This window comes from Mycobacterium sp. E2989, from assembly GCF_001667595.1.
Lineage (GTDB): Bacteria > Actinomycetota > Actinomycetes > Mycobacteriales > Mycobacteriaceae > Mycobacterium.
In genome coordinates this window covers 75,609-100,834 of record NZ_LZJX01000018.1, presented here as the reverse complement: position 1 = coordinate 100,834, position 25,226 = coordinate 75,609, and the positions used below count along the sequence as shown (strand labels likewise).

Here is a 25,226-nt window from a genome sequence, read left to right as displayed (position 1 = left end):
GATCGGGAATGACACCGGGTGACCACAGCGTGGCCACCCCATTACTTACGCTGGCCGGGTGCAGTGCCCGCGACGGACGACCCCAGGTGTCTGCTGGTCTCACCGTCCCGACCTAGCACTCGCCAGTCGCGAGTGCCAACGTCATTCTTAGCACTCGCCTATGCCGAGTGCAAGAACAGGTCAGGCCTTATCGCTGCACGCGTAAACCGTCGATGACGACGTCGGTCGCCCGCTCGGCCAGGGCCGAGTCGTACGCCTGCATCGCCTGGCATCCGACCAGGATCGCCTTGAGATCCCGCATGTCGACGTCCCGCCGCGCGGTGCCGGCCTCCTGCGCCGCGCGCAACAGCTCGCCCATCATGGCCTTGAAGGCGTCCTCGGCCTCCGGCGCCGCGCAGGCGATGTCGATCCCGTACCCCGCCAGGGCGTCGACCAGGCCGCGGTCCGCGGGCCCCCAGTGCAGCACCATCGAGCGCAGGAAGGCGAAGAGCGCCTCGCCGCCGCCCGCCGTTTCCAGCAGCTTGCGGCCGTCGTCCACCAGCTGCTGCATGCGGTCCTCGATCACGGCCGCGAAGAGCGCCTCCTTGGTCGGGAAGTGCCGGTAGACCGTGCCGGCGCCGACGCCGGCGCGGCGGGCGACCTCGTCGATGGGCACCGACAGGCCCTCCGCGGCGAAGGTTTCGTAGGCGACGTCCAGCACCCGCGCGCGGTTGCGCGCCGCGTCGGCGCGCAACGGCCGGGCGGGCTGCGCCATGTGTTCACCATTCATCGGTTGACAAAGCGGGGCGTGCGTTCCGTATAGTTGCCATCAACCGGAGCGCTCGCCCCGTTTACCTTACTAGCTTGAGGAGCCTGCCATGGCCGCTTCCAAGGCCAAGTGGACCGCCGCCGACATCCCCGACCAGGCCGGTCGCGTCGCCGTCATCACCGGGGCCAACACCGGCCTGGGCTACGAGACGGCCGCCGCGCTCGCCGACCGCGGCGCCCGCGTCGTGCTCGCGGTGCGCAACCTGGACAAGGGCAAGGACGCCGCCGCCCGGATCACCGCCGGCAGCCCGCACGCCGAGGTCGCGCTGCAGGAGCTGGACCTGACCTCGCTGGATTCCATCCGCGCCGCGGCCGCGCAACTCAAGGCCGATTACGACCACATCGACCTGCTGATCAACAACGCCGGCGTCATGTACACGCCGAAGGAGACAACCAAAGACGGCTTCGAGATGCAGTTCGGCACCAACCACCTCGGCCACTTCGCCCTCACCGGCCTGCTGCTGGACCGGCTCCTGCCGGTCGCCGGTTCGCGGGTGGTCACCGTCAGCAGCATGGGCCACCGCATCCTGGCCGACATCCATTTCGACGACCTGCAGTGGGAACGCTCCTACAACCGGGTCGCGGCCTACGGGCAGGCCAAGCTGGCGAACCTGCTGTTCACCTACGAGCTGCAGCGCCGGCTCGCCCCGCGCGGGACGACGATCGCCGTCGCCGCCCACCCCGGCGGATCGAACACCGAGCTGGGCCGCTACACGCCCGCGGCGTTCCGGCCGCTGGTCAACGTGTTCTTCAGCGTGATCGCGCAGGACGCGGCCATGGGCGCCCTGCCGACGCTGCGCGCGGCCACCGATCCCGGCGTGCTCGGCGGCCAGTACTACGGCCCCGACGGGCTGGGTGAGACCCGGGGCTACCCGAAACTGGTGTCCTCCAGCGCGAAGTCGCACGACGTCGACGTCCAGCGCCGGCTGTGGGCCGTCTCCGAGGAGCTAACTGGCGTCGTCTACCCCGTCGACTGACGGGGAGAATAAGGCCCATGGCGGGCGTGCTGCAGGGCTACGACGTGGCGGGCACGCGGCTGCGCATCGTCGATGAGCCGGGGTCGATCGCGGCGGGCGTGGTCGCGACCGAACTCGCCATGGACGGCTACGGGCTCGGCCGCATCACGTTCGAACCCGGGGACGTCGTCGTCGACGTCGGCGCCCACGTGGGGATGGTCGCGATCTGGCTTGCGGTGCGCAACCCGCGCGTCACCGTGATCGCGATCGAGCCGGAACCGCTCAACCTCGCCCACCTGCGCACCAACGTCGCCGCCCACGGCGTCGACAACGTCGTCGTGGTGCCGCTGGCGTTGACCCGCGACCGGCGCACGGTGCGCATCGCGCGGCCCCCGCTGAACAGCGGGGGCGCCGGCTGCTACCACGACCGCGCGGATGGCTACCCCACCACCGAGGTCCGTTCGACGACGCTGGACGCGATCTTCGATGAGTACGTGCCGGGGCGATGCCGGCTGCTCAAGGTCGATTGCGAAGGGGCGGAACACGAAATCCTCCCGGCGAGCCGCGCGCTGCGCCGGGTCGATTGGTTCGCCGGCGAATTTCACGTCAGCTCCCGGCTGGCCGCCGGCGGCCACAGCGCCGAGGCGCTGACCGCGTCGGTCGGGCAATTCGTCGATCCCGACCGGATGTCGGTGACGACGGTCGACCTCGACGACATGGCGGCGTGGGAGCGGCGATTCGCCGGAGCGGCCGGGTAGCGCCAGGCGCGCCACACTGGAGGCATGTCGCTCGTCGTCCCGCCCTATCCCCCGCCCCGATACACCAAGGACGAGCCGGAGATCAGCGCCTGGCTCAAGCGCGCTGACGCGCCGCCCGACTACGAAACGTTCGGGACCAAGTACCACTACCTGGCCAACCAGCAGGCCACCGACGGCGACTACGGCCTGTACCGGGTCGACATCGCCCCGGCCGGCGGCGGTCCCCCCGCCCACTTCCACCGGGCCATGTCCGAGGCCTTCTTCGTGCTGTCCGGGACGATGAAGCTCTTCGACGGCAACGAGTGGGTCGACGGGCATCCGGGCGATTTCCTCTACGTCCCGCCCGGCGGCGTGCACGGCTTCCGCAACGAGGCCGACCAGCCGGCGTCGGTCCTGATGTTGTTCGCGCCCGGTGCGCCCCGCGAGGCCTACTTCGAGGGGTTCGGGGCGCTGGCCGACATGACCGACGACGAGCGCCGGGAGTGGTTCATCCGCCACGACAACTACTGGATCCAGTAGGGTTTGGCGGTGCAGGTCAGGTCGAAGCGCGCCGCGGCATGGTTGCGAATGAAGGTCGAGACGGCGTTCAGCGCGCCGATCAGAACCGCCGAGCGGGTCAAGCGGCCCCGCCGGCCGGGCCTGCGGCCGGTGCCGACCGCGTCGGCCAGGGTGCGCGGGCGGCGGCTGAGGCCGCCGACCAGTCACCGACCGAAGCGGTAGTCGGCCTCGACCAGCTCGCGGGTGCGCTCGAAGAAAGTCCGCCCGCTGTAAGGCAATTGGGTGACCACCTTCCCGCTGGGATGCCGAAAGTAATTGCTGCAGGCCAGCCACACCTTGCCCGCCATCGCGGCCTGTACCTCGTCGTTGTAGCGGCGCTGCGCGTCTGGTGTCACCTCCACGGTGTGCGCGCCGCGGGCGTGCATCGCGTCGAGAATGTGCCGGACGAAGGTGGTCTGCGCCTCGTGGATGTAGATGATGGAGTTGACGCCGTTGGTGTTGGGGCCGTACAGCGTGAAGAAGTTGGGGTAGCCGGCCACCAGCGTGCCCAGGTACGCCTCGGCGCCGCCGCGCCAATCCTCCGCGAGGCGGCGGCCGCCCGTCCCGTACACGTCGATGCTGGCCAGATAGTCGGCCGCGGTGAACCCGGTGCCGTAGATGACGGTGTCGACGCGGTGCTCGACGCCGTCGACGGTGCGCACCCCGCGTTCGGTCAGCTCGGCGATGGCGGTCGTCTCCAGGGAGACGTTGGGCAGCGCGAAGGTGGGGTACCAGTCGCGTGACATCAGCGGCCGCTTGCAGCCGGCCGGATAGTCGGGCGTCAGCTTGGCCCGCAGCTCGGGGTCGGTCACCTTGCGCATGAGGTAACTGCGGGCCAGCTCGGTCGCCTCGCGCGTCTGGTCGGCGTCGACGTCGAAGCTGGCCGACTCGTAGGCGTCGAACGCCTCGTCGCGCAGCTTCTGCGCCATCTCGGGATGGCGTTCGAACAGCTCGTGCTGCTCGGGCGTGAACGGGAAGTCGAACCGCGGTGCGATCCAGATCGGGGTGCGCTGAAAAACGGTGAGGTGCGCGGTTTCTCGCGCGATCGCGGGGACGTACTGGATGGCGCTGGCGCCCGTGCCGATGGACGCCACCCGCTCGCCGGCCGTGGACTTGCTGTGATCCCAACGCGCCGAATGGAATTGGCGGCCCCGGAATCGGTTCGCCCCGGGGATGTCCGGAATGTAGGGCACGTCGAGCATCCCGACGGCGCTGACCACGGCGTTGAACTCGTGTTCACCACCGTCGCCGTCGACCAGGATCCAACGACGCCGGGTGTCCGACCACCGGGCGGTCGCCACCGCGGTGTTGGCCCGCAGGCGCGCGCCCAGCCCGTAACCGGCGGCCACCTTCTCGAGGTAGGCCAAGATCTCGGGCTGGTTGGCGTACGTCTTGCTCCACCGCGGGTTGGGCGCGAAGGAATACGAGTACAGGTGCGACGGGACGTCGCACGCCGCGCCGGGAAAGGTGTTGTGCCGCCACGTTCCGCCGAACCCGTCGGCCCGGTCGAAGATGGTGAACTCGTGGCCGGCCTCGGCCAGCTGGATGCCCATGGCGATGCCACCGGCGCCCGCGCCGATGATCCCGACGGTCGGCTTCATCCCCATTGCGCGTAGTACGGGCGCTGCGGGCGGCTCTTCTCCACCAGGATGAACACCACGCCCCAGGGGTCGACAAACCAGGTGGTGCGGACCCCGGCCACCTCCGCGATGCCGTTGACCAGAAACCGCACGCCCTTGCTCTCCAACTCCGCCCGGGTGGCGTCGAGGTCGGAACAGATCAGCCCGACGTGCGACAGGCCGTGATCGGTCAGGGCCCGACCAGCACTGCCGCCGCCGACGTTCAGGTATTCGATGACCTCGAGCACGCGATCGCCGTCGTCGCCGAACCCCACGATGGCCGCCTTCATGCTGGGATCGGCCACCAGCTCACCCATGTCGTCGCGAATGGCGTTACCGCTCATGACATACGGCGGCGAAAGCACACGCAGGCCCAACACGTCGCGATAGAAGGCCACGGCGGCCTCGCAGTCCGGAACACACACCCCGGTGTGGGCCATCCCGGTAATCACGTTCTCGACTCTACGTCGGCCTGCGCAATTCGGCGGGCCGATAATGGCCGGGTGCGGTCGGTCCAAGAACATCAGCGCGTCGTCGCCGAACTGATCCGTCCCCGGCCGGCGGCCACCGCGGTGCTGGCGGCGGCGCAGGGCCTGGTCCTGGCCGACGACGTGGTCGCCCGGCTGGCGCTGCCGGTCTTCGACAACTCCGCGATGGACGGCTACGCGGTGCGCGCCGAGGACACCTCCGGCGCCACGCCCGAGCACCCGGTGGTGCTCGAGGTCGCCGAGGACATTCCCGCCGGGCGCACCGACGAGTTGACGCTGCAACCGAATACCGCGCACCGCATCATGACCGGCGCGCCGCTGCCGGCCGGGGCGACGGCCGTGGTGCCGGTCGAGGACACCGACGGCGGGGTTGACGTGGTGTCGATTCGCGCGCCGCGCGAGCCCGGCAAGCACATCCGGCGCGCGGGCGAGGACGTCGCCCCCGGCACCACGGTGCTGCGGCGCGGCCAGGTGGTGACGCCGGCCGTGCTCGGCCTGGCGGCGGCGCTGGGAATGGCCGAGCTGCCGGTGCTGCCGCGCCAGCGGGTGCTGGTGATATCGACGGGCTCGGAGCTGGTGACGCCGGGCGATCCGCTGCGGCCGGGGCAGATCTACGAGTCGAATTCGATCATGCTGGCCGGCGCGGTCCGCGACGCCGGGGCCGACGTGATCGCGGTGGCGACCGCCGAAGACGATGTCGCACAGTTCAGTTCGCTCATCGATGAGTACGCCGGCGAGGCGGACCTGATCATCACCAGCGGTGGGGTCAGCGCCGGCGCCTACGAGGTGGTCAAGGACGCCTTCGGCCGCGAGGGTGACCAGGGCGTCGAGTTCGTCAAGGTCGCGATGCAGCCCGGCATGCCGCAGGGCATCGGCCGGGTGGCCGGCGCGACGATCGTCACGCTGCCCGGTAACCCGGTCAGCGCCCTGGTGTCCTTCGAGGTGTTCATCCGGCCCGCGCTGCGCCGCGCGATGGGCCTGCCGGACGCGGACCGCCCGCACCGGGCCGCGGTGCTCACCGAGTCGTTGACCTCGCCGCGGGGCAAGCGGCAGTTCCGCCGCGCGGTGCTGGACCGCGCCGCCGCCACGGTCACCAGTTACGGCCCGCCGGCCTCGCACCACCTGCGGTGGCTGGCGTCCGCGAACGCCCTGCTGGACATCCCCGAGGACGTCGTCGAGGTGCCGGAGGGCACCGAGCTGCAGGTCTGGGATCTGAGCTAGCCAAGCTTTCGTAAGATGGCCGCGTGGCACGACGCCCCCGCCCAATCGGCCCCACGGCCGAGGAGCCAACGTTCAGCCCGCAGCACGCGTTGGAGTTGGTGCGGGCAACCGTTCCGCCGGTCCACCCGGCCGGCCGCCCGTTCATCGCGGGCGGGCTGGCGGTGGCGCTGGCCGGCCGCAAGCACCGGTGGATTCGGCGGGCCGGCCTGCTGGCGGCGGGCGCGTGTGCCGGCTTCTTCCGCCACCCGCCCCGGGTGCCGCCGGCCCGGCCGGGCGCGATCGTGGCCCCCGCCGACGGGGTGGTCTGCGTGATCGATTCCGCCGCCCCGCCCGCCGAACTCGGCATGGGTGACGCGCCGTTGCCGCGGGTGAGTATCTTCCTGTCACTGCTGGACGCCCACGTGCAGCGCGCGCCGGTGACCGGCGAGGTGATCGCCATGCAGCACCGGCCCGGCCGGTTCGGCTCGGCCGATCTGGCGTCGGCCAGCACCGAAAACGAGCGCACCAGCCTGCGGATCCGGACGCCCGCGGGCGCGGAGGTGGTGGCGGTGCAGGTCGCGGGGCTGCTGGCGCGGCGCATCATTTGCGACGCCCGCGTCGGGGACAAGCTCACCATCGGCGACACCTACGGGCTGATCCGGTTCGGCTCCCGGCTCGACACCTACCTGCCGCCGGGCGCCGAACCGTTGGTCTTTGAGGGACAGCGGGCGATCGCGGGCGAGACCGTGCTGGCCGAGCTGTCATGATCAGCAAGCCGCGCGGCAGGCCGTCGGTCAACCTGCAGATCCTGCCCAGCGCGATGACGGTGCTGTCCATCTGCGCGGGCCTGACCTCGATCCGCTTCGCCCTCGAGCACCAGCCGAAGGCGGCGATGGCGTTGATCGCCGCGGCCGCCATCCTCGACGGGCTGGACGGGCGGGTGGCGCGCATCCTGGACGCCCAGTCGCGGATGGGCGAGGAGATCGACTCGCTGGCCGACGCGGTGAACTTCGGCGTGACACCGGCGATCGTGCTCTACGTGACGATGCTGACCAAGTCGCCGGCCGGCTGGGTGGTGATCCTGCTCTACGCCGTCTGCGTGGTGTTGCGGCTGGCGCGCTACAACGCACTGCAGAACGACGGCAGCCAGCCCGCCTACACCCACGAGTTCTTCGTCGGCATGCCGGCGCCGGCGGGCGCGGTGTCGATGATCGGGCTGATCGGGCTCAAGCTGCAGTTCGGTGAGGGCTGGTGGACGTCGACGACGTTCCTGTGCATCTGGATCACCGGGACGTCGATGTTGATGATCAGCAAGATCCCGATGCGCAAGATGCACGCCGCGGCGGTGCCCCCGAGCTGGGCGGCGCCGCTGCTGGCGCTGCTGGCGATCTGCGCGGCCGCGGCGGTGCTGGCGCCCTACGTCCTGATCTGGGTGATCATCATCGCCTACCTGTGCCACGTGCCGTTCGCGGTCCGCAACCAGCGCTGGCTGGCCGCGCACCCCGAGGCGTGGTCCGAGGAACCCAGGCAGCGCCGCGCCGCGCGACGCGCGATCCGCCGGGCGCAGCCGAACCGCCGGTCCATGGCGCGGCTCGGCCTGCGCAAGCCGGGTGGGCGCCTGCCATGAGCCGGCCGGGCGAGGATGCGCCCCGTCAGCTCACGCTCACCGCGCGGTTGAACACCTCCGCCGTGGACTCGCGCCGCGGGGTGGTCCGCTTGCATCCGAGCGCCATTGCGGCGCTTGGCATTCGGGAGTGGGACGCGGTGGCGCTGACCGGGTCGCGGACGACCGCGGCGGTGGCCGGCCTGGCCGGAGCGGACACACCGGTGAGCACCGTGCTGCTCGACGACGTGACGCTGTCCAACGCCGGGCTGCGCGAGGGCACCGCCGTGATCGTCGGCGCGGTCACCGTCTACGGCGCCCGGTCGGTGACGCTGTCCGGCTCGTCGCTGGCCAGCCAGTCGATCGCCCCGGTCACCCTGCGGCAGGCCCTGCTCGGCAAGGTCCTGACCGTCGGCGACGCCGTCTCGCTGCTGCCCCGCGACCTGGGGCCGCCGTTCTCGACGTCGGCCGCTGCCCGCGCGCTGGCCGCCTCGGTCGGCATCAGCTGGACCTCGGAGCTGTTGACCGTCACCGGCGTGGATCCGCAGGGACCCGTTAGCGTGCAACCGAATTCGCTGGTCTCCTGGGGCGTGGGCGTTCCGTCGGGCGCCGGGGCGTCGTCGCCCGTATCGATCGAGGTGACCACGCCGGACACGGTCGTCGAGGAACTCAAAGGCTCGCAGCCGCAGGCCGCCAAGCTCACCGAATGGCTCAAGCTCGCGCTCGACGAGCCGCACCTGCTCAAGACCCTGGGCGCCGGCGCCAACCTCGGCGTGCTGGTGTCGGGCCCGGCCGGCGTCGGCAAGGTGACGCTGGTGCGCGCGGTGTGCGCGGGCCGCCGGCTGGTGAACCTGGATGGTCCGGAGGTGGGCGCGCTGGCGCCGGAAGACCGGCTCAAGGTCGTCGCCTCGGCGGTGCGGGCCGTCCGCGACGGCGGCGGCGTCCTGTTGATCACCGACGTGGACGCGCTGCTGCCGGCCACCCCCGAGCCGGTGGCCGCCCTGATCCTGGGCGAGCTGCGCGCCGCGGTGGCCACCGAGGGCGTCGCCCTGATCGCCACCTCCGCGCGGCCCGACCAGCTCGACGCCCGGCTGCGCGCGCCGGACCTGTGCGACCGGGAGCTGAGCCTGCCGCTGCCCGACGCCGGGACCCGCAAGGCGCTGCTGGAGTCGCTGCTGAAATCCGTGCCCGCCGGAGCGCTCGATCTCGATGAGATCGCCGCGCGCACACCGGGTTTCGTGGTGGCCGACCTGGCCGCGCTGCTGCGCGAGGCGGCGCTGCGCGCGGCGTCGCGGGCCAGCTCCGACGGCCGGCCGCCGGAGCTGAACCAGGAGGACCTCGTCGGTGCCTTGACGGTCATCCGGCCGCTATCCCGTTCCGCCAGCGAGGAAGTGGCCGTCGGGAACGTCACCCTCGACGACGTCGGCGACATGGCCGAGGCCCGGCAGTCGTTGACCGAGGCCGTGTTGTGGCCGCTGCAGCACCCGGACACCTTCGCCCGGTTGGGTGTCGACCCGCCACGCGGGGTGCTGCTGTACGGGCCGCCCGGCTGCGGAAAGACCTTCGTGGTGCGGGCGCTGGCCAGCACCGGTCAGCTGTCCGTGCATGCGGTCAAGGGATCCGAGCTGATGGACAAGTGGGTGGGCAGCTCGGAAAAGGCCGTCCGCGAACTGTTTCGGCGCGCCCGCGACTCCGCCCCGTCGCTGGTGTTCCTCGACGAGATCGACGCGCTGGCGCCCCGGCGTGGGCAGAGCTTCGACTCGGGCGTCACCGACCGGGTGGTGGCCGCGCTGCTCACGGAGCTCGACGGCGTCAACCCGCTGCGCGACGTCGTCGTGCTGGGCGCCACCAACCGGCCGGACCTGATCGACCCGGCGCTGCTGCGCCCGGGTCGCCTCGAGCGGCGCGTGTTCATCGAACCGCCCGACGCCGCCGCGCGCCGCGAAATACTGCGCACCGCAGGCAAATCCGTGCCACTGAGCGGCGACGTCGACCTGGACGAGGTGGCCGCCGGGCTCGACGGCTACAGCGCCGCCGACTGCGTGGCGCTGCTGCGGGAGGCGGCCCTGACCGCGATGCGGCGGTCCATCGACGCCACCGACGTGACGGCCGCCGACATCGCCGCGGCGCGCCAAATCGTGCGCCCCTCATTGGATCCCATGCAGGTGGAGTCGCTACGGGCCTTCGCCAAAGCTCCGTAGCACGGCCAGCGCCGAGGCCGCGACGTCTTTTTCCAGCCAGGACGGCATCGGGTCGTCGTGGGCGTGGCGCCGCACCACGGCGTAGGGCAGGTCCGCGACCGCTCGCGCGACGGCGTCCACCGACCGCGGCCTGCTGTTCCCGTACAGCCGCCGCGCCAGCACCGCGAGGCGCTCGGTCAACGGGGCGTTCATCGCGGCCAGCGTCTCCCGGAATGAGGCGTCGGGCTCGTCGTCGAGCAGGTCGCCGGGCCGGATCGTCAGCAACAGCCGGGCGTCCTCGGGCAGTTCCCGCGCGAATCTGACGGCCGACACCGCCATCGCTATCGCCGTTTCCATGGCGGTGTCCGCCGCCGTCGCGGCGTCCGCGGCCAGCGCCCGCGCCTGGAAGCGTTCGAGCGCGCGCAGCCACGCCGCGGTCAGGATGCCGTCCCGGTTGCCGAACCGGTGATACAGCGTGCCCGCCGGGGCCCCGCTGGCCTTGGCAATCGCCGCGACGCTGGCCGCGCGCGGGCCGCCGTCGAGCACCAGCGCCCGGGCTGCGTCGAGGATCACATCGGTTTCATGCTTCCGCGGAGGGGCCATGATCTAGTACAGTCCTTCTATATGGAACGATTACCCTATATCGATGAGCATGCCATAACCGTCGACGCGGAGCGCGCGGACACGTGGTCCGCGCTGCTGCGGGTGCTGTGCCGGGACCCGGGCGACCCGTCGACCGTGCCGCCCGGCTTCGCGCTGGACGAGGCGCGGCCGCCGGCGCGGTTCGCGCTGAAGGGCCGGCACCCGTTCGCGGTGTACCGCTGGGTGTTCGAGCTGGACGACGATCCGGCGGGCGGCACCCGGGTGCGCGCGGCCACCTGGGCGGCCTTCCCGGGTCCGCACGGGACGATCTACCGGGGGCTGGTCATCGGCAGCGGTGGGCACCGCGTGGTGGTCCGCCGGACGCTGAAACGCATCGCGGCGGCCGCCGAGCGGGCCGACTACACCGACGTGTTCGAAGTGCCGCTCCCGCAAGGGGATTCGCGCGGCGCCGAGCAGATGTTCCGGGACGCCCTGGGGCGCGCCCCGGGCGGGGGCGTCGTGCTGTGGATCCACCGCCACGTGCTGAGGTTCGACCTCGGCCCGGGCTCGTCGCCCGATCACCCGATCGGCTGGACGATCGTGCGGTCGGAGCACGACGAACTCGTGCTGCGCGCGCGGGGGCCGCTGATGGATGGCGAGCTGACGCTGCGCCGCGAGGACGATCGGCGGGCCGCCCTAACCACCCGCGTGCGTTACCGCCGCCGGCTCACCGCTCGAGCCGTCTGGGCGGTCGTCGGTCCGCTGCATCGGGTGGTGGCGCCGCGGCTGATGGCCCGCGCCGTGGTGTGGCAGCCTATACCGGCATGACCGAGCACCCGACCGCGCTGCAGATCGTCGACGGAATCGATCTGTCCGGCAAGGTCTGTGTGATCACCGGCGCGTCCTCAGGGCTGGGGCGCGAGTCGGCGCGGGCGCTGGCGGCGGCCGGCGCGCATGTCGTCCTGGCCGCCCGCGACGCCGAGGCGTTGGACCGGACCGCCCGCTGGATCGCGGCCGAGGTGCCCGGCGCGATCACGTCACAGGTGCGGCTCGACCTCACCGCGCTGGCCGCGGTGCGCGCGGCGGCCGGCGCGATTCGCGAGATCGCCCCGGCCGTCGACGTGTTGATGAACAACGCCGGGGTCATGTTCACCCCGTTCGGCAGGACGCGCGACGGCTTCGAGATGCAGCTGGGCACCAACCATTTCGGGCACTTCGAACTCACCCGGCTGCTCGTCCCGCAACTGGCCGCCGCCGGCGGGGCCCGGATCGTCAACCTGTCGTCCGGCGGTCACGTCCTGGGCGACGTCGACTTCGACGACCCCAACTGGGAGCGCCGCCCGTACGACAAGTTCGTCGCGTACGGCGCGTCGAAGACGGCGAACATCCTGCACGCGAAAGAGGCCGACCGGCGGCTGCGCGATCGCGGGATCCGCGCCTACGCCGTGCATCCCGGCACCGTGGCCACCGCGCTCGCGCGGCACATGTCGCGGGCGGACTTCTCCCAGCTGCGCGGGCTGGCCGGCGGGTCCCTCGACGTCATTACCCCCGAGCGCGGCGCGACCACCCAGGTTTGGGCGGCGGTCAGCCCGGAGCTGTCCGACCGGGGCGGCCTCTACCTCGAAGACTGCCGAATCAGCGAACGGGCGGCCCCCTACGCCCGCGACGGGCAGCGCGCGGCGCGGTGGTGGGAGCTCTCCGAGCAGCTCACGGATCGGGCAGCGCCGTCCACTCCCGGGACAATCGCGACGTGAACGACGCCGGCCGGCGCTCGAGAAAGGCCGCGACCCCCTCGCCCGCATCGGGCGTGCCCATCACGCGGTGGTGCAGCTGCGTTTCCAGCGCGGCGACCTGTCGCGGGGTGTAGTTGTTGATCGCGGTATCCCACAGCAGCCGCTTGCACAGCGCCGCCGACATCGGCGCCACGTTGACCGCGATGTCGCGGGCCACCGCGACCGCGTGGTCGAGCACCTGCCCCGCGGGCAGCGCGCGGTTCGCGATGCCGAGCGCCGCCGCCTCGGCCCCGCCGAAGGTCCGCCCGGTGAGCAGGATGTCCGCGGCCACCCCCAGCGTGGTCAACTGCGCCAGCGTCCAATGCGCCATGCAGTCGGGTAGCACACCCCGGCGGACTTGCACCACACCGTATTTCGCGTCGTCGGCGACGAAGCGCAGGTCGGCTTGCAGGGCGATGGTCAGGCCGATGCCGATCGCGTGGCCGTTGACCGCGGCGATCACCGGCTTGCGCAGCTCGAAGGCGGCCGGGGTGATCGGCGACGCCGAGAATTCCTCACCTGGGGCGCCGAAAGGGCTTGTCCCGCCGGAGAAATCCGCGCCCGCGCAGAAGGCTCGGCCGGCCCCGGTCACCACGATGGCCCGGACGTCGTCGTCGCCGTCGCAGTCGGCGTACGCCCGACTCAGCAGCGCGCCCATCTCGGCGGTGTAGGCGTTGAGCTGCTCTGGCCGATTGAGCGTGAGCACCGCCACACCCGCGTCGACATCGACCGTCACGTCCGGGCTCATCGCAGCGCCGGGGTTCGGTGCAGGGCGCCGATCAGGTCCGCGACGTCCGCAGTGGCCGGCGTGTAACCCGGGAAGTAGCAGCACACCTCGGCGGCGTGCTCGCCGAACCGGGCGGCGATCTGCCGCGCGCAGTCCTCGGGGGTGCCGACAATCCCGATCCGGGCCACCATCTCGTCGCTTATCAGCCGGCGCATCTCGGGGAAGCGGCCTTGTTTGGACAGGGCGTTGAGCTCGGGCTGGACGTCGGCCCAGCCCTCGGCCTCGAGCACGGGCAGGTAGGCCGGCGTCGAGCCGTAGAACGAAATGAGGCCCGCGACACCGGCTTTCGCGGCGACCAGGTCTGCCTCGTCGCGGCCGACGGCGACCATGGCCTGGACGATGATCTCGAAGTCCTCGGCGGATCGCCCGGCGCGCCGCAGGCCCTCGGCCACGGCGGGCAGGGTGCGTTCGGCGAAGTGGCGGCCGCTGTTGAAGGGCATCACCAGCAACCCGTCGGCCACCTCGGCGGCGGAGCGCGTCATCACCGGGCCCAGCGCCCCCAGCAGCACCGGCGGCGGTCCGAACGGGTTGGGCCCGGGATTGAAGTTGGGCGCCATGATGGTGTGGGTGAAGAATTCGCCGCGAAAGTCCAAGCGGGCGCGGCCTTCCCAGGCCGCGAAGATCGCCTTGATCGCCGCAATGGTCTCGGCCATTCGGGCCGCGGGCCGCTCCCACCTACTGCCGTAACGCTTTTCGATGTGGGCCTTCACCTGCGAGCCGAGGCCGAGCCGGAACCGCCCCCCGCTGTAGAGCTGCAGGTCGTAGGCGGCGTGCGCCAGGTGCAGCGGGCTGCGGGGCGGCGCGATCGCCACGTTGGTCATCAGCTCCAGGCCGGTCGTGCCGGCGGCTAGGATCAGCGGGAAGAACACGTCGTGCTGGCCCTCGAAGGTGAACAGGCCGTCGGCGCCCGTCGCGGCGATCTCGGCCGCGCTCGAGGCCGCGTCCACCGGTGAGCCGTTGACCTGCAGATGTACCTTCATCTACTCCCCTGTCGAGCTATTCGGAAAGCTGGAACTCCACCACCTCGGCCACCGCGGCCACCGCCTCGCGCAGCGCGGTCAGGCGCTCGGCGACCGACGGCGCCGCCAGCACCGTGTATCGATCGGCGGTGCCGATGGGGATGCGGGACGCCAACGCGTACAGGCGTTCCCCGGGATCGCCGGCCGCGTCGTCGCCCAGGACCGCCTCGCGGCCCGGCAGCGCCAGGCCGCGCGCGTCGGCGATCCTCTCGAACAGGGCCATCACCGCGTCCTCGACCTCGCGCAGTTGGGCCGGGGTGACCGGATCGCCCGGCTCGTCGGGCCAGACCGCCACGGTCGCGCGCGGGTAGGGCTCGTCGGGCAGCCACTGCGACACCCGGATCCGTTCCCCGGTGCGGCAGTGCATCGAGTACCGGCCCGCGCCGTGCTCGACGCAGTCGGTGATCCTGGCCAAAACACCGACATCGCAACGTGATTCGCCGCCGCCGACCTCACGTCCCCGCGAGATCAGCACCACGCCGAACGGATCGCCGGTGGCCAGGCAATGCCGGACCAGCGCACCATAGCGCGGCTCGAAGATGCGCAACGGCAGGTCCTGATCGGGCAGCAGCGCCGACTCCAGCGGGAACATCGCCAGTTCCATCAGATCTCCAGCTCGGCCACCAGGGCGTCGACCACCGTCCGCAGGTCGCCGTCGTTTTCCTCGGCCACCCGGCGCTGCCGCTGATAAGACGCGCCCTGCCTGGGGATCTCGGCCACCGCGGCCAGTTCGTCAACGCAATTCAGCGATTTCGCGACGGGCTCGAGCCGGTTGAGCACCTCGTCGAGGTCCTCGGTGACCAGCCGCTCGTTGCTGTCGGCGTCCTGGATGATGATCGCGTCCAGCCCGTAGCGGGCCGCGCGCCACTTGTTCTCCTGGTTGTGCCAGGGCGGCATGGTCGGCAGCGTCTCGTCGGCCTCCAGCCTGCGGTCCAGGTCCACCACCAGGCAATGCGTCAACGCCACCAGCGCGCCCAGCTCACGCATGTTCGACACCCCGTCGCACACCCGCACCTCGATGGTGCCCAGGTGCGGCGAAGGCCTGATGTCCCAACGGACTTCGTCGACGTGATCGATGATGCCGGTCTTCTTCTGGTCGTAGACGAAACCCTCGAACTCCGCCCAGGTCTGAAACTGGAACGGCAAGCCGGCGGTGGGCAATTGCTGGAACATCATCGCGCGGTTGCTGGCGTATCCGGTGTCCACCCCGGCCCACCACGGCGAGGATGCCGACAGCGCAAGCAGGTGCGGGTAGTACTTCAGCAGCGACGTCATGATCGGCATGACCTTGTGCGCCGAGGAGATCCCGACGTGCACGTGCACGCCCCAGATCAGCATCTGCCGTCCCCACCATTGGGTGCGCTTGATCAGTTCGGCGTACCGGGGCGCGTCGGTGAGCTTCTGGGTGGTCCACTGCCCGAACGGGTGCGCGCCGGCGCAGAACAGCTCCATCCCACGGTCCCGGACGATGCGGTGCGCGGGCCCCAGGGTTTGGCGCAAATCCTCCATCGCCTCCCCGGTGGAATTGCACACGCCGCTGACCACTTCGACCGTGTTGCGCAGCAACTCCTTGTGCACGCGCGGGTTTTCGCCGATCTCGGCGATCACCGCCGTGGCCTCGTTGCTCAGGTCGCGGGTCTGCGCGTCGACGAGGGCGAACTCCCACTCCACGCCGAGGGTGGGCCGCGGTGAACGGGCGAAATCGATGCGCGCGGTTGCCCTGTTAGCCGGCACCGATCACACCGCACGCGACCCGCTTGCCGGCGTCACCGGTGCTCATCGTCATCTGGTCGGGACCCGGGGTTCCGTTGCTCTGGCTGTAGCGCTCCGGCGGGATGTTGGCGAAATTGTCGGCGCCGGCGTGGATGATGATCGCGGTCTTCTCGCCGGTGAGCAGGTCTTCCATGGCGAACGCCTCGGTGGTGGTCATCAGCATCGCGGAGCCGTCCCTGCGCACCTGAAGCGACGTCAGGTCACCGCTGGCCGGCTCGCCCGTGTGCCCGGGCTTCTGGAAGTGTCCACCCGCGGACAGGAAGTCGCCCGGCGCGCCGCCGGTCGGGGCGACGGAGCTGGGCTCGCACTTGCCGACCTTGTGAATGTGCACCCCGTGGAAGCCGGGCGTCAGCTCCCCGTTGGCCGTCGTCTCGATCGTGATGGTGGCGTACCCGTTGTTGAACTGGAATGTCGCGGTGCCGACCTCGGTGCCGTCGGCCGCCCTGAGGTGGGTGGTGATGTTCTGCCCCGGCGCCGCGGCGGGGCGGCCCTCCGGGGTCCCGCCGCCCGACGGCGCCGGCGCCCCGGTCCAGACCGCCGGCGTGGTGCCCGGTGACGACGAGGCGTGTTGGGGCGACGAGCACGCGTTCAAAAGCGCCACGGAAGTGGCTGCGCAGAGCGCGGAAACGGTGACGGCGGCTTTGCGGTGACCGGCGAGGGAAGGCATAGCGGAAGCCTAACCGCTGACGCGTCAACCCGTAACGAGGACGATGACCCCGGGCGGCTGGCCGGACAGCGCGGGGATGCGCGGCTCGACGGGCGCGCCCAGGCTTTTGCCGACCGCGTCGGCCGTCGCGTGCTCGTCGTCCGCGTCGGTGAAGTAGACGGTGGTGGCCGTGACGTCGGGCACGGTCAGGTTGTCGACCTTGGTGACGTTGAAGCCGGCGGCCGTGAGCTGATCCTTGGTGCGGGCGCCGACGCCCTCTTTCGTCGAGATGTTGTACACCTGCACGTCGGACCGGTTCCCCGCGGGCTTATTGCTGGTCGGCGTGGCCGACGAGCTGGTGGAGGTGGACGTGGAGACCGCCGACGCCGAATCGTCCTCGGAGCTGCCGGAGGACCCCAGCGCCTGCCATCCGAGCAGCAGGAAGATGACGCCCAAGAACAACAGCACCATCACCATGGCCCGTAGGGGCAGCCCCGTGGAGTCGGGGACTCGCTCTTTCATCGAGCCCACTGTAGCGAGTCAGGTCACCTCGAAGCCGAGGCGCCGCGCCGCCCGGGCCTTCTGACGGCTGGCGCGCAGCCGCCGCAACCGCTTCACCAGCATGGGGTCGGCGGCCAGCGCCTCCGGCCGGTCGACGAGCGCATTGAGCACCTGGTAGTACCGCGTCGCCGACATCGAGAACAATTCCTTGATCGCTTCTTCTTTCACGCCCGCGAATTTCCACCACTGACGTTCAAAGGCGAGGATGTCGTGTTCGCGGCGGGTGAGCCCATCTGCGATCTCGGCATCGTCCCCCGATCGATTTGCCCGCGCCATGGCGCTGTCCATATAGCTTCCCCTGGACCCTTCCGGCGAATGCTCGGCTGCTGTAGATGACTTGACTTACCTGAGGGCGTGTTTCGGCGAATATTGAACCACGGCCCAAACCCTCAAGCCGTCATCCAGACCCGCGAGTCGGCCGATTGGCTCAGATTGCCCGACTGGAAGATCGCCGGCTTCGACGCGCGGGCGCGTGCGGTAGCTTAGCCGACCATGGCAGTCGTACCGATCCGGATCGTCGGCGATCCGGTCTTGCACACCCCGACGCAGCCGGTGCCCGTCGGCGCCGACGGTTCGCTGCCGGCGGATCTGCCGGGGTTGATCGCCGACATGTACGACACCATGGACGCCGCGCACGGAGTCGGCCTGGCGGCCAACCAGATCGGCGTCGGGTTGCGCGTCTTCGTCTACGACTGCGCCGACGACCGCGGCCGTACCGAGCGCCGCCGCGGGGTCGTGGTCAACCCGGTGCTGGAAACCTCCGACGTGCCGGAGACCATGCCCGATCCGGACAACGACGACGAGGGTTGCCTCTCGGTGCCCGGCGAGTCGTTCCCCACCGGCCGCGCCACCTGGGCGCGGGTCACCGGTCTCGACGCCGACGGCAAGCCGGTCGAAATCGAGGGCTCCGGGCTGTTCGCGCGGATGCTGCAACACGAAACCGGGCACCTGGACGGCTTTTTGTACCTGGACCGTCTGATCGGTCGCCACGCCCGCAGCGCCAAACGTGCCGTCAAGGCGCACGGCTGGGGCGTGCCCGGCCTGTCGTGGCTGCCGGGTGAAGGGCCGGACCCCTTCGGTCACTGATGATCTCGTGGCCGGACCCGGGCACGCGGGTGACGCTTCGTTACCGGCGCCCCGCCGGCTCGGTCCCGCCGCTCACCGACGCCGTGGGGCACCTGTTGGCGGTCGAGCCGGAGGTGCGGGTTCGGACCAAGACGGGCGCGGTGGTAAGCGTGGCGGCCGACGACGTGGTCGCGCTGCGGGTGCTCACCGATGCGCCGGTACGCACCTGGCAGATCCGGGGGCTCGAGCAGGCGGCCGCCGCGGCGACGCCCGGCACGGAACGGGCCTGGCTCGACGGCTGGCTGCTGCGCGCCGGGGATGGCGTCAATTACGCCGTGCCCCTGGATGTTTCGGCCCACGCCGGCACCGTTGCGGCGATCGCCGAGTGGTACGAACGGCGCGGCCTGACACCGCGGCTGGCGATTCCGGATCGGTTGTTGCCGGTCCCGCCGCGGCTGAGCGCCGAACGCACCGAGCGCGTGCTGGTGCGCGACGTCTCGGCCGCGGCCGCACCCGACCCGGCCAGCACCGTGTCGGCCCACCCGGGCGAGGCCGGCGGCGAGCTGGCGGTCGGCATCCGCTCCGGGGCGGCGCTGGCGCGCGCGGCGGTGACCGACGCGCCCGATGGCACGCGCTGGGTGGGGTTGTCGGCCATCGGGGCCGGTGACGACCCGGCGACGGCAGCCACCGGCGCGGCGCTGCTGGCGTGGGCCGCGGGGCGCGGCGCGACTCGCGCCTACCTCGTCGTCCCCGGCGCCGGCGGCTCGGCGCTGGCCGACGCGCTCGGTTTCCGGGCGCACCACCGCCGCCGCTACTTCCCGGCCCGCTCCCCCGCCTGGGATACCGTCTAGCGATGAGTGACGGCGGCTTGCGGCTGGATGGCGGCGACCCGCTGCGGCTGGCCACCTGGAACGTGAATTCGATTCGCAGCCGCCTGCCCCGCGTCCTCGATTGGCTGGGCCGCGCGGACGTCGACGTGCTGGCGATGCAGGAAACCAAGTGTTCCGACAGCCAATTCCCCGCCCTGCCGTTCTTCGAACTCGGCTACGAGGTGGCGCATGTCGGTTTCAATCAGTGGAACGGCGTGGCGATCGCCTCGCGGGTGGGCCTGGACGACGTGCAGATCGGCTTCGACGGCCAGCCCACCTGGAGCAGCAAGCCGGAGGTGGCCGCGACGGCCGAAGCCCGCGCGCTGGCGGCCACCTGCGGCGGCATCCGGGTGTGGAGCCTGTACGTGCCCAACGGCCGCGCGCTCGGTGACCCGCACTACACCTACAAGCTGGAATGGCTTGCCGCGCTGCGTGATACGGCGGCCTTATGGTTGCGCGACGACCCCACCGCGCAGATCGCGCTGGCCGGCGACTGGAACATCGCCCCCACCGACGACGACGTGTGGAGCACCGAGTTCTACACCGGCGCCACCCACGTCTCCGAGCCGGAGCGCCGCGCGTTCAACGCCATCGTCGACGCGCAATTCACCGACGTGGTAAGGCCTTTCGCGCCCGGCCCCGGCGTCTACACCTATTGGGACTACACCCAGCTGCGGTTCCCGAAACGGCAGGGCATGCGCATCGATTTCATCCTCGCCTCACCGGAGTTGGCCGCCCGCGTGACGGCCGCCGAGATCGTCCGCGAGGAGCGGAAGGGAAAGGCCGCCAGCGATCACGCGCCCGTGCAGGTCGATGTGAGGCGAGCCTAAATCGCTTTTAGCGCGGTCGCGTCGCAACCATTACCAGGTTAAGCTCAGGCAAATAAAATGCGGCTGTTCGTTGTCTGCGCCTTTCCAAGGTGGCAGGCTTTGATTTGTTAGAAGCAACAAACAGTGTTGTTTTGCTGTTAACGATGCGTTCAGCGGGTACGTCTCGCTGGTGACGCGGGTTTCGCGGCAAGGGCATACAAGCCAGGGAGTCAGCATGAGTGTCATCGGCGGAGCGGTCCGGGGCGTAGGTCAGGCGGTGAGTCGCGCGGCGACCACGACGACCGCGGCCGCCGGCGCTGTGGGTGGCGCGGCGGTCAACGGAGTCATCGGCGGGGTCACCGGAGCCGCCGAGGGCGTCAAAAAGGGAATGAGCACCGGCAGCCACTCGGCGCCGGCCGCCGCGGTGGCCTTCGGCGCGCTCGGCGTCGCCGGACTGGTCGAGTGGCCGGTGCTGCTGGCGGTCGGCGGCGGCGCCCTGCTGCTGCAACGGCTGGGCCGCAAGCGGGAACCGGCAAAGGCCAGCCTGAAGGCCGTGCCCGCCGAACCGGCGCCGCAAAAGGCCGCGCCGCAAAAGGCCGCCGCCAAGTCGACGGCCAAGAAGACCGGCGGTCGGCGCGCCGGCGGCAGCCAGTTGCGCAGCACCAACTAACGGGACTGTCCGAACCCGCTTTGAGCATCGCGACCGCGATACGACGATCACTGCCGTTGCGCGCCGTCGCGACCGGCGTCCAGGCGACCACCTCGCTCGTCGAGACCGGCGTCGCCATCGCCGCGATTCCGCTGCGCGAGGGCGCCCGGGCGATCGCGGGCGAGCTGCCCCAAGACATCCCGGTAACGCTGAGCCGGCGGTGTTGGCGCGGTCAGGAGCGCGCCTGGATCGAGGTGCGCGGCCTGGACGGCGCCCCCGACGACCGGCTCGGGCAATCGGTGCTCGACGCCGTGCTGGCCCACCCCGGCGTCGCGTCGGCCGCCCTCAACTACCCGCTGTCGCGCGTGGTGGTCACCCTCGGCGACGCGGGCACGTCGCTGCGCGACCTGTGCCGCGTGGTCGACGCGGCCGAGAAGCATTGCGGCCCGGCGCAATTCGTGGCGCCCCCGACAAGCCTGCCCGGCGACGGCGTGGTGCTGGCGACCCGGGCGGCCACTGCGGCCGCCAGCGCGGCCGGGCTGGGCATAGCGCTGACCGGGCGAGCGCTGCGCTGGCCCCGCATGCCCATCGGGGTTCTGGCGGGCGTGGTGGCCGTCGACTACCAGCCGTGGCTGCGCCGCCTGCTCGAGGACCGCATCGGCCGGCCCGCGACCGACACCGTGCTGGCGCTGGCCGTGACGGCGGCCGAAACCGTCACGCTGTCCCCCGCGTCCCTGTCTGTCGGCCTGCTGATGCAGTCGCTGAAGGCCGCCGAATGCCGCGCCGAGGCGCGCGCCTGGGTGCGGCACGAGCCGCAGCTGGCCGGCCACGCCGACCACCCGCTCACCGACGCGTCGGCGGGGTCCAAGCCGCCGCGCGGCCGGCCCGCCGACCACCACGCCAACCGGTTCGCGCTCGTCCAGGCGGTCAGCGCGGCGGTCGTCGGCGCCACCACCCGTAACCTCAACCAGGCGGCGCTGGCGGTCCTGGTGACCACCCCCGCGGCCAACCGCACCACGCCGGAGGCCTTCGCGGCCGCGCTCGGCCAGGGACTGGCCGACCGCCACGCGGTGCTGGCGTTGCGGCCCGAGGCGCTGCGGCGCCTGGACCGGGTGGACGCGGTCGTCATCGACCCGCGGGTGTTGTGCACCACCAGCTTGCGGGTGTCGCTCATCCGGGGCGCCCAGGAGGCCGAGCTGCCCGCCGCGTGGTCGCGCGCACAGCTGATGCTGGAGAAGAATCGGCTGCGCCCGGGCTGGCATCCGGTGCCGGGCATCACCGCCAGCAAGCCGAACGCGAAAGTGCAGGCGCTGTTCTGCTTCACACACGACTCGCTGGCGTCGGCCGTCGTCGCCGAGGCGCACCGGACCGGGTCGGAATTGGTTTCGGTCGAGCACGATTCGCTGGGCGAACTGCGCCCGGCCTTCGACGAGATCAGGCCGCTCAAGGGCGGATCCATCGACGACGCCATGGCCCTCGCCGTGGCGGACCTGCAGGACGAGGGCCGCACGGTCGCCGTGCTGTCATCGCCTGGCGCGCAAGCGATCTGGTCGGCCGACGTGGCGCTGGGCATGATGCCCGAGCCCGGCGCCGGCCCACCGCCCTGGTACGCCGACCTGTTGCTGCCCGACCTGGCCGCCGCCTGGCGGGTGCTGCACGCGCTCCCGGCGGCCCGGGCCGCCGCGCAACGCGGCGTGGGGATCTCGGCCGGCGCGACGGCGATGGGCTCGCTGCTGATGATCCCCGGCGTCCGCGGGATCGGGCGCGGGCCGGTGACCAGCGGTGCGGCCGCCGGTCTGCTGTCGGGAATGCTGTTGGCGCGCGGCATCATCAAGGCCGACCCACCGCGCGCGGCTCCCGTCCAGGAATGGCACGCGATGGCGGTCGAGCACGTCCGCCGAGCGTTGCCGCGGCCCGACTCGGAGCCGGCCGGCGACCCGCGGCGCCTCGCGCTGGCGACCGTGGGCGCCGCGCCGCCCCAAACGCGCGCGCACGCCTTCCTGCAATTCCTGGCCGCCGTGCGCGCCGAGTTGACCGACCCGTTGACCCCCGTGCTGGCGCTCGGCTCGGCGGCCAGCGCGGTGCTGGGCTCGCCGGTGGACGCCGTCCTGGTCTTCTCGGTGCTGGCCGGCAACTCCATGCTCGCGGCCAGCCAGCGGCTGCGAGCCGAGAACCGGTTGAATCACCTTCTCGCGCAACAGATCCCACCGGCCCGCAAGGTGTTGTCGGACGGGCCCGATCGGATGTACACCGACGTCATCGCGGCGCAGCTGCAGCCCGGCGACGTCATCGAGGTGCGCACCCACGAGGTGGTGCCCGCCGACGCCCGGATCATCGAGGAGGTCGACGTCGAGGTCGACGAGTCGACGCTGACCGGTGAGTCGCTGTCGGTGGAGAAGCAGGTCGAGCCGACGCCCGGCGCGGCCCTCGCCGAACGCCGCTGCATGCTCTACGCCGGGACCACCGTGGTGGCGGGCACCGCGGTGGCGGTGGTGACCGCCGTCGGGGCCGACACCCAGGAACGCCGCGCGGCCGAGCTGGTGTCCGGTGACCTGTCCTCGGACATCGGTCTGCAGCACCAGCTCAGCCAGCTGACCAACCGGGCCTTCCCGGTCAGCATGACCGGCGGCGCCCTGGTCAGCGTGCTGGGGCTGGTGCGCGGGTCGGTCCTGCGGCAGGCCGTCGCCAGCGGGATCGCGATCGCCGTCGCGGCGGTTCCCGAGGGGATGCCGTTGGTGGCGACGCTGGCGCAGGCGGCGTCGGCGCGGCGGCTGACGAAGTTCGGCGCGCTGGTCCGCGTCCCGCGTTCGGTGGAGGCGCTCGGCCGCATCGACGTGGTCTGCTTCGACAAGACCGGCACGCTCAGCCAGAACCGGCTGCGGGTGGCCGAGGTCGTCGCGGCGCCGGGAACGTCGCGCGAAGAGGTGCTGCGCTGCGCCGCGCACGCCGCGCCACCGTCCAACGGCGGCCCGCACGCGCACGCCACCGATGTCGCGATCGTCGAGGCCGCCGCGTCGGTCAACGGCCACGGCTCGGGCGCACTCGTCGCGCACCTGCCGTTCCGCTCCGGCCGGTCCTTCTCGGCCTCCGTGACGGACACCGAGCTGGCCGTCAAGGGCGCCCCCGAAGTGGTGCTGGCCACCTGCGGCGATGTGGGCCACGCGATGGAGGAGACGGTCGCGCGGATGGCCGGCAACGGTCTGCGGGTGATCGCGGTGGCGCGGCGGCAGCTGAGCGCCGCCCAGGCCAAGGCGATCCGGCGGGACCCCGACGATATCGCCGACTTCGCCCGGGACGGGCTGACCCTGACCGGCTTCCTGGGTCTGTCCGACACCCCCCGCGCCGAAGCCGCGCCCCTGCTGGCCGACCTGCGCCGGCTTTCGGTGGGCGTCAAGCTGATCACCGGCGACCACCCGATCACCGCCAAGGCCATCGCCGAGGAGCTCGGCCTGAGCGTGACCGCCGAACAGGTGATCAGCGGCGCGCAGTGGGATGCGTTGTCGCGCAAGGAACAAGAACGCGTCGTGACCGAGCGGGTGATCTTCGCCCGGATGACACCGGAGAACAAGGTCCAGGTGGTTCAGACGCTCGAAACCGCGGGCGTGCGCACCGCGATGGTCGGCGACGGGGCGAACGACGCCGCCGCCATCCGGGCGGCCACCGTCGGCATCGGCGTCGTCGCCGGCGGCAGCGACCCGGCGCACATGGCCGCCGACGTGGTGCTGGTGGACGCCCGCATCGAGGGCCTGCTGCACGCCATCGGAGAGGGCCGCCAGCTCTGGCAGCGGGTGCAGGCGGCCGTGTCGGTGCTGCTCGGGGGCAACGCCGGCGAGGTGTTGTTCGCCATCATCGGCAGCGCGATCACCGGGACCTCACCGCTGAACACGCGGCAGCTGCTCCTGGTGAACATGATGACCGACGCTCTGCCGGCGGCGGCGCTGGCGGTGAGCGAGCCCAGCGGGCCGGTGGACCCGGGCATCCGGGGGCCGGACCAGCCCGCGTTGTGGCGCGCGGTCGCCATCCGCGGCGTCACCACCGCCGCCGCGACCACGGCGGCGTGGGCGATGGGCAGCGTGACCGGCCGCCCGCAGCGGGCGTCCACGGTCGCGCTGGTCGCCCTGGTGGGCGCCGAGCTGGGTCAAACGCTGCTGGACTCGCACGCCCCGCTGGTGGTGTTCACCGCGGTGGGCTCGCTGGCGGCGATGGGAACGCTGATCAGCATCCCCGTGGTCAGCCAGTTGCTCGGCTGCACACCGCTGGGTCCAGTCGGCTGGGCCCAGGGGCTGGGATCCGCTGCCGCGGCGACCGTCGCGATCGGTGTGCTGAATCGTGTGCTGACGGATCCGGACAAATCGGCCGATGCCCCCGCTGAGGTGGGCGAATCTCCACCACCCCGGCGCGCCATAACAGCGCATAGAGTTCCTGTAACGGCACCTTCAGGACGTGAGCAATAGAGGAAACTAGCGGATCGCCCCCGGCGTCGGTCATCGTCGACATATGTCCGACGGTGGCCGCACCACCCGGCGAGTCGGCAAACCCTTCGTTA

The 25,226-nt window shown here is 71.5% G+C and carries 25 protein-coding genes and 1 pseudogene; 14 read left to right on the top strand and 12 right to left on the bottom strand.

Features of this window, described 5'->3' with window-relative positions; genetic code table 11:
* Positions 1-187: 187 nt before the first annotated feature.
* Positions 188-754, bottom strand: a complete 567-nt coding sequence (locus tag A5680_RS04545; RefSeq protein ID WP_067816626.1) for a TetR/AcrR family transcriptional regulator — start codon at positions 752-754, stop codon at positions 188-190.
* Between the two features lie 103 nt (positions 755-857).
* On the opposite strand from A5680_RS04545, the gene A5680_RS04540 reads away from it, so the two are divergent.
* From A5680_RS04540 to A5680_RS04530, 3 genes are read left to right on the top strand one after another with little or no spacing between them, the layout of a single operon-like run.
* Positions 858-1,784 (top strand): SDR family NAD(P)-dependent oxidoreductase, encoded by a 927-nt coding sequence (locus A5680_RS04540; protein WP_067816623.1) that lies wholly within the window; start codon positions 858-860, stop codon positions 1,782-1,784.
* 17 nt (positions 1,785-1,801) lie between these two features.
* Positions 1,802-2,521 carry an FkbM family methyltransferase gene (locus A5680_RS04535; RefSeq protein ID WP_055400654.1) on the top strand — a complete coding sequence of 240 codons (720 nt, stop codon included), beginning with the start codon at positions 1,802-1,804 and terminating at the stop codon, positions 2,519-2,521.
* A 24-nt stretch (positions 2,522-2,545) separates the two neighbouring features.
* Positions 2,546-3,040, top strand: coding sequence for a cupin domain-containing protein (locus tag A5680_RS04530; protein WP_055400652.1), 495 nt, complete (start codon positions 2,546-2,548; stop codon positions 3,038-3,040).
* Between the two features lie 182 nt (positions 3,041-3,222).
* On the opposite strand, the gene A5680_RS04525 is transcribed toward A5680_RS04530, so the two are convergent.
* Complete coding sequence (locus A5680_RS04525) at positions 3,223-4,659, bottom strand: NAD(P)/FAD-dependent oxidoreductase (RefSeq protein WP_231977559.1); 1,437 nt, start codon at positions 4,657-4,659, stop codon at positions 3,223-3,225.
* On the bottom strand, positions 4,656-5,129 hold the full coding sequence (locus A5680_RS04520) for a VOC family protein (protein ID WP_055400644.1): 474 nt from the start codon (positions 5,127-5,129) through the stop codon (positions 4,656-4,658). Before A5680_RS04520 ends, A5680_RS04525 begins: the two co-directional genes overlap by 4 nt.
* A 51-nt stretch (positions 5,130-5,180) precedes the next feature.
* Here A5680_RS04520 and glp point away from each other — a divergent pair, with 51 nt between their 5' ends.
* From glp to A5680_RS04500, 4 genes are read left to right on the top strand one after another with little or no spacing between them, the layout of a single operon-like run.
* Complete coding sequence (glp, locus tag A5680_RS04515; protein WP_067816616.1) at positions 5,181-6,386, top strand: gephyrin-like molybdotransferase Glp; 1,206 nt, start codon at positions 5,181-5,183, stop codon at positions 6,384-6,386.
* Between the two features lie 23 nt (positions 6,387-6,409).
* Positions 6,410-7,132, top strand: a complete 723-nt coding sequence (locus A5680_RS04510) for a phosphatidylserine decarboxylase (protein WP_067816612.1) — start codon at positions 6,410-6,412, stop codon at positions 7,130-7,132.
* On the top strand, positions 7,129-7,992 hold the full coding sequence (gene pssA, locus A5680_RS04505) for a CDP-diacylglycerol--serine O-phosphatidyltransferase (protein ID WP_055400635.1): 864 nt from the start codon (positions 7,129-7,131) through the stop codon (positions 7,990-7,992). The genes A5680_RS04510 and pssA overlap by 4 nt, the downstream gene beginning before the upstream one ends.
* Complete coding sequence (locus A5680_RS04500) at positions 7,989-10,169, top strand: AAA family ATPase (RefSeq protein ID WP_067816610.1); 2,181 nt, start codon at positions 7,989-7,991, stop codon at positions 10,167-10,169. The genes pssA and A5680_RS04500 overlap by 4 nt, the downstream gene beginning before the upstream one ends.
* On the opposite strand, the gene A5680_RS04495 is transcribed toward A5680_RS04500, so the two are convergent.
* A complete protein-coding gene (locus tag A5680_RS04495; protein WP_067816607.1) occupies positions 10,143-10,751 on the bottom strand; it encodes a TetR family transcriptional regulator in 609 nt (202 codons plus the stop codon). The genes A5680_RS04500 and A5680_RS04495 overlap by 27 nt on opposite strands.
* Positions 10,752-10,772: 21 nt before the next feature.
* Between A5680_RS04495 and A5680_RS04490 the strand changes: the two genes are divergently transcribed.
* On the top strand, positions 10,773-11,558 hold the full coding sequence (locus A5680_RS04490) for a DUF2867 domain-containing protein (RefSeq protein ID WP_067816604.1): 786 nt from the start codon (positions 10,773-10,775) through the stop codon (positions 11,556-11,558).
* The gene (locus tag A5680_RS04485; RefSeq protein ID WP_067816601.1) at positions 11,555-12,484 is read left to right on the top strand and encodes an SDR family NAD(P)-dependent oxidoreductase; all 930 of its coding nucleotides are present in this window, start codon (positions 11,555-11,557) and stop codon (positions 12,482-12,484) included. The genes A5680_RS04490 and A5680_RS04485 overlap by 4 nt, the downstream gene beginning before the upstream one ends.
* Here A5680_RS04485 and A5680_RS04480 read toward each other — a convergent pair.
* The 7 genes from A5680_RS04480 to A5680_RS04450 are packed head-to-tail and all read right to left on the bottom strand — an operon-like array spanning position 12,438 to position 17,576.
* Positions 12,438-13,250, bottom strand: coding sequence for an enoyl-CoA hydratase/isomerase family protein (locus A5680_RS04480; protein ID WP_067816598.1), 813 nt, complete (start codon positions 13,248-13,250; stop codon positions 12,438-12,440). The genes A5680_RS04485 and A5680_RS04480 overlap by 47 nt on opposite strands.
* Positions 13,247-14,269, bottom strand: coding sequence for a TIGR03617 family F420-dependent LLM class oxidoreductase (locus A5680_RS04475; protein WP_067816595.1), 1,023 nt, complete (start codon positions 14,267-14,269; stop codon positions 13,247-13,249). The genes A5680_RS04480 and A5680_RS04475 overlap by 4 nt, the downstream gene beginning before the upstream one ends.
* Positions 14,270-14,285: 16 nt before the next feature.
* A complete protein-coding gene (locus tag A5680_RS04470; RefSeq protein WP_067816594.1) occupies positions 14,286-14,912 on the bottom strand; it encodes an LON peptidase substrate-binding domain-containing protein in 627 nt (208 codons plus the stop codon).
* Positions 14,912-16,042, bottom strand: coding sequence for a glutamate--cysteine ligase (locus A5680_RS04465; protein WP_055400619.1), 1,131 nt, complete (start codon positions 16,040-16,042; stop codon positions 14,912-14,914). The genes A5680_RS04470 and A5680_RS04465 overlap by 1 nt, the downstream gene beginning before the upstream one ends.
* Positions 16,032-16,748, bottom strand: a complete 717-nt coding sequence (locus tag A5680_RS04460; RefSeq protein WP_055400617.1) for a superoxide dismutase family protein — start codon at positions 16,746-16,748, stop codon at positions 16,032-16,034. Before A5680_RS04460 ends, A5680_RS04465 begins: the two co-directional genes overlap by 11 nt.
* A 24-nt stretch (positions 16,749-16,772) precedes the next feature.
* Complete coding sequence (locus A5680_RS04455) at positions 16,773-17,249, bottom strand: LytR C-terminal domain-containing protein (RefSeq protein ID WP_067816591.1); 477 nt, start codon at positions 17,247-17,249, stop codon at positions 16,773-16,775.
* 18 nt (positions 17,250-17,267) lie between these two features.
* Positions 17,268-17,576: a DUF3263 domain-containing protein gene (locus tag A5680_RS04450; protein WP_007167558.1), complete on the bottom strand. Its 309-nt coding sequence runs from the start codon at positions 17,574-17,576 to the stop codon at positions 17,268-17,270.
* Positions 17,577-17,780: 204 nt separating this feature from the next.
* Between A5680_RS04450 and A5680_RS04445 the strand changes: the two genes are divergently transcribed.
* The 5 genes from A5680_RS04445 (at position 17,781) to A5680_RS04425 (ending at position 25,134) form a co-directional block, all read left to right on the top strand.
* Positions 17,781-18,374, top strand: a complete 594-nt coding sequence (locus A5680_RS04445; protein ID WP_067816588.1) for a peptide deformylase — start codon at positions 17,781-17,783, stop codon at positions 18,372-18,374.
* The gene (locus A5680_RS04440; protein WP_067816585.1) at positions 18,374-19,204 is read left to right on the top strand and encodes a GCN5 family acetyltransferase; all 831 of its coding nucleotides are present in this window, start codon (positions 18,374-18,376) and stop codon (positions 19,202-19,204) included. The genes A5680_RS04445 and A5680_RS04440 overlap by 1 nt, the downstream gene beginning before the upstream one ends.
* 41 nt (positions 19,205-19,245) lie before the next feature.
* Positions 19,246-20,052, top strand: coding sequence for an exodeoxyribonuclease III (locus tag A5680_RS04435; protein ID WP_067816696.1), 807 nt, complete (start codon positions 19,246-19,248; stop codon positions 20,050-20,052).
* A gap of 214 nt (positions 20,053-20,266) precedes the next feature.
* Positions 20,267-20,701 (top strand): hypothetical protein, encoded by a 435-nt coding sequence (locus A5680_RS04430; protein ID WP_055400608.1) that lies wholly within the window; start codon positions 20,267-20,269, stop codon positions 20,699-20,701.
* A gap of 50 nt (positions 20,702-20,751) precedes the next feature.
* Complete coding sequence (locus tag A5680_RS04425) at positions 20,752-25,134, top strand: cation-translocating P-type ATPase (RefSeq protein ID WP_156675008.1); 4,383 nt, start codon at positions 20,752-20,754, stop codon at positions 25,132-25,134.
* Here A5680_RS04425 and A5680_RS26440 read toward each other — a convergent pair.
* Positions 25,100-25,177: pseudogene (locus tag A5680_RS26440) on the bottom strand (hypothetical protein); the annotation flags it as partial. The gene A5680_RS04425 and the pseudogene A5680_RS26440 overlap by 35 nt on opposite strands.
* Positions 25,178-25,226: the final 49 nt, after the last annotated feature.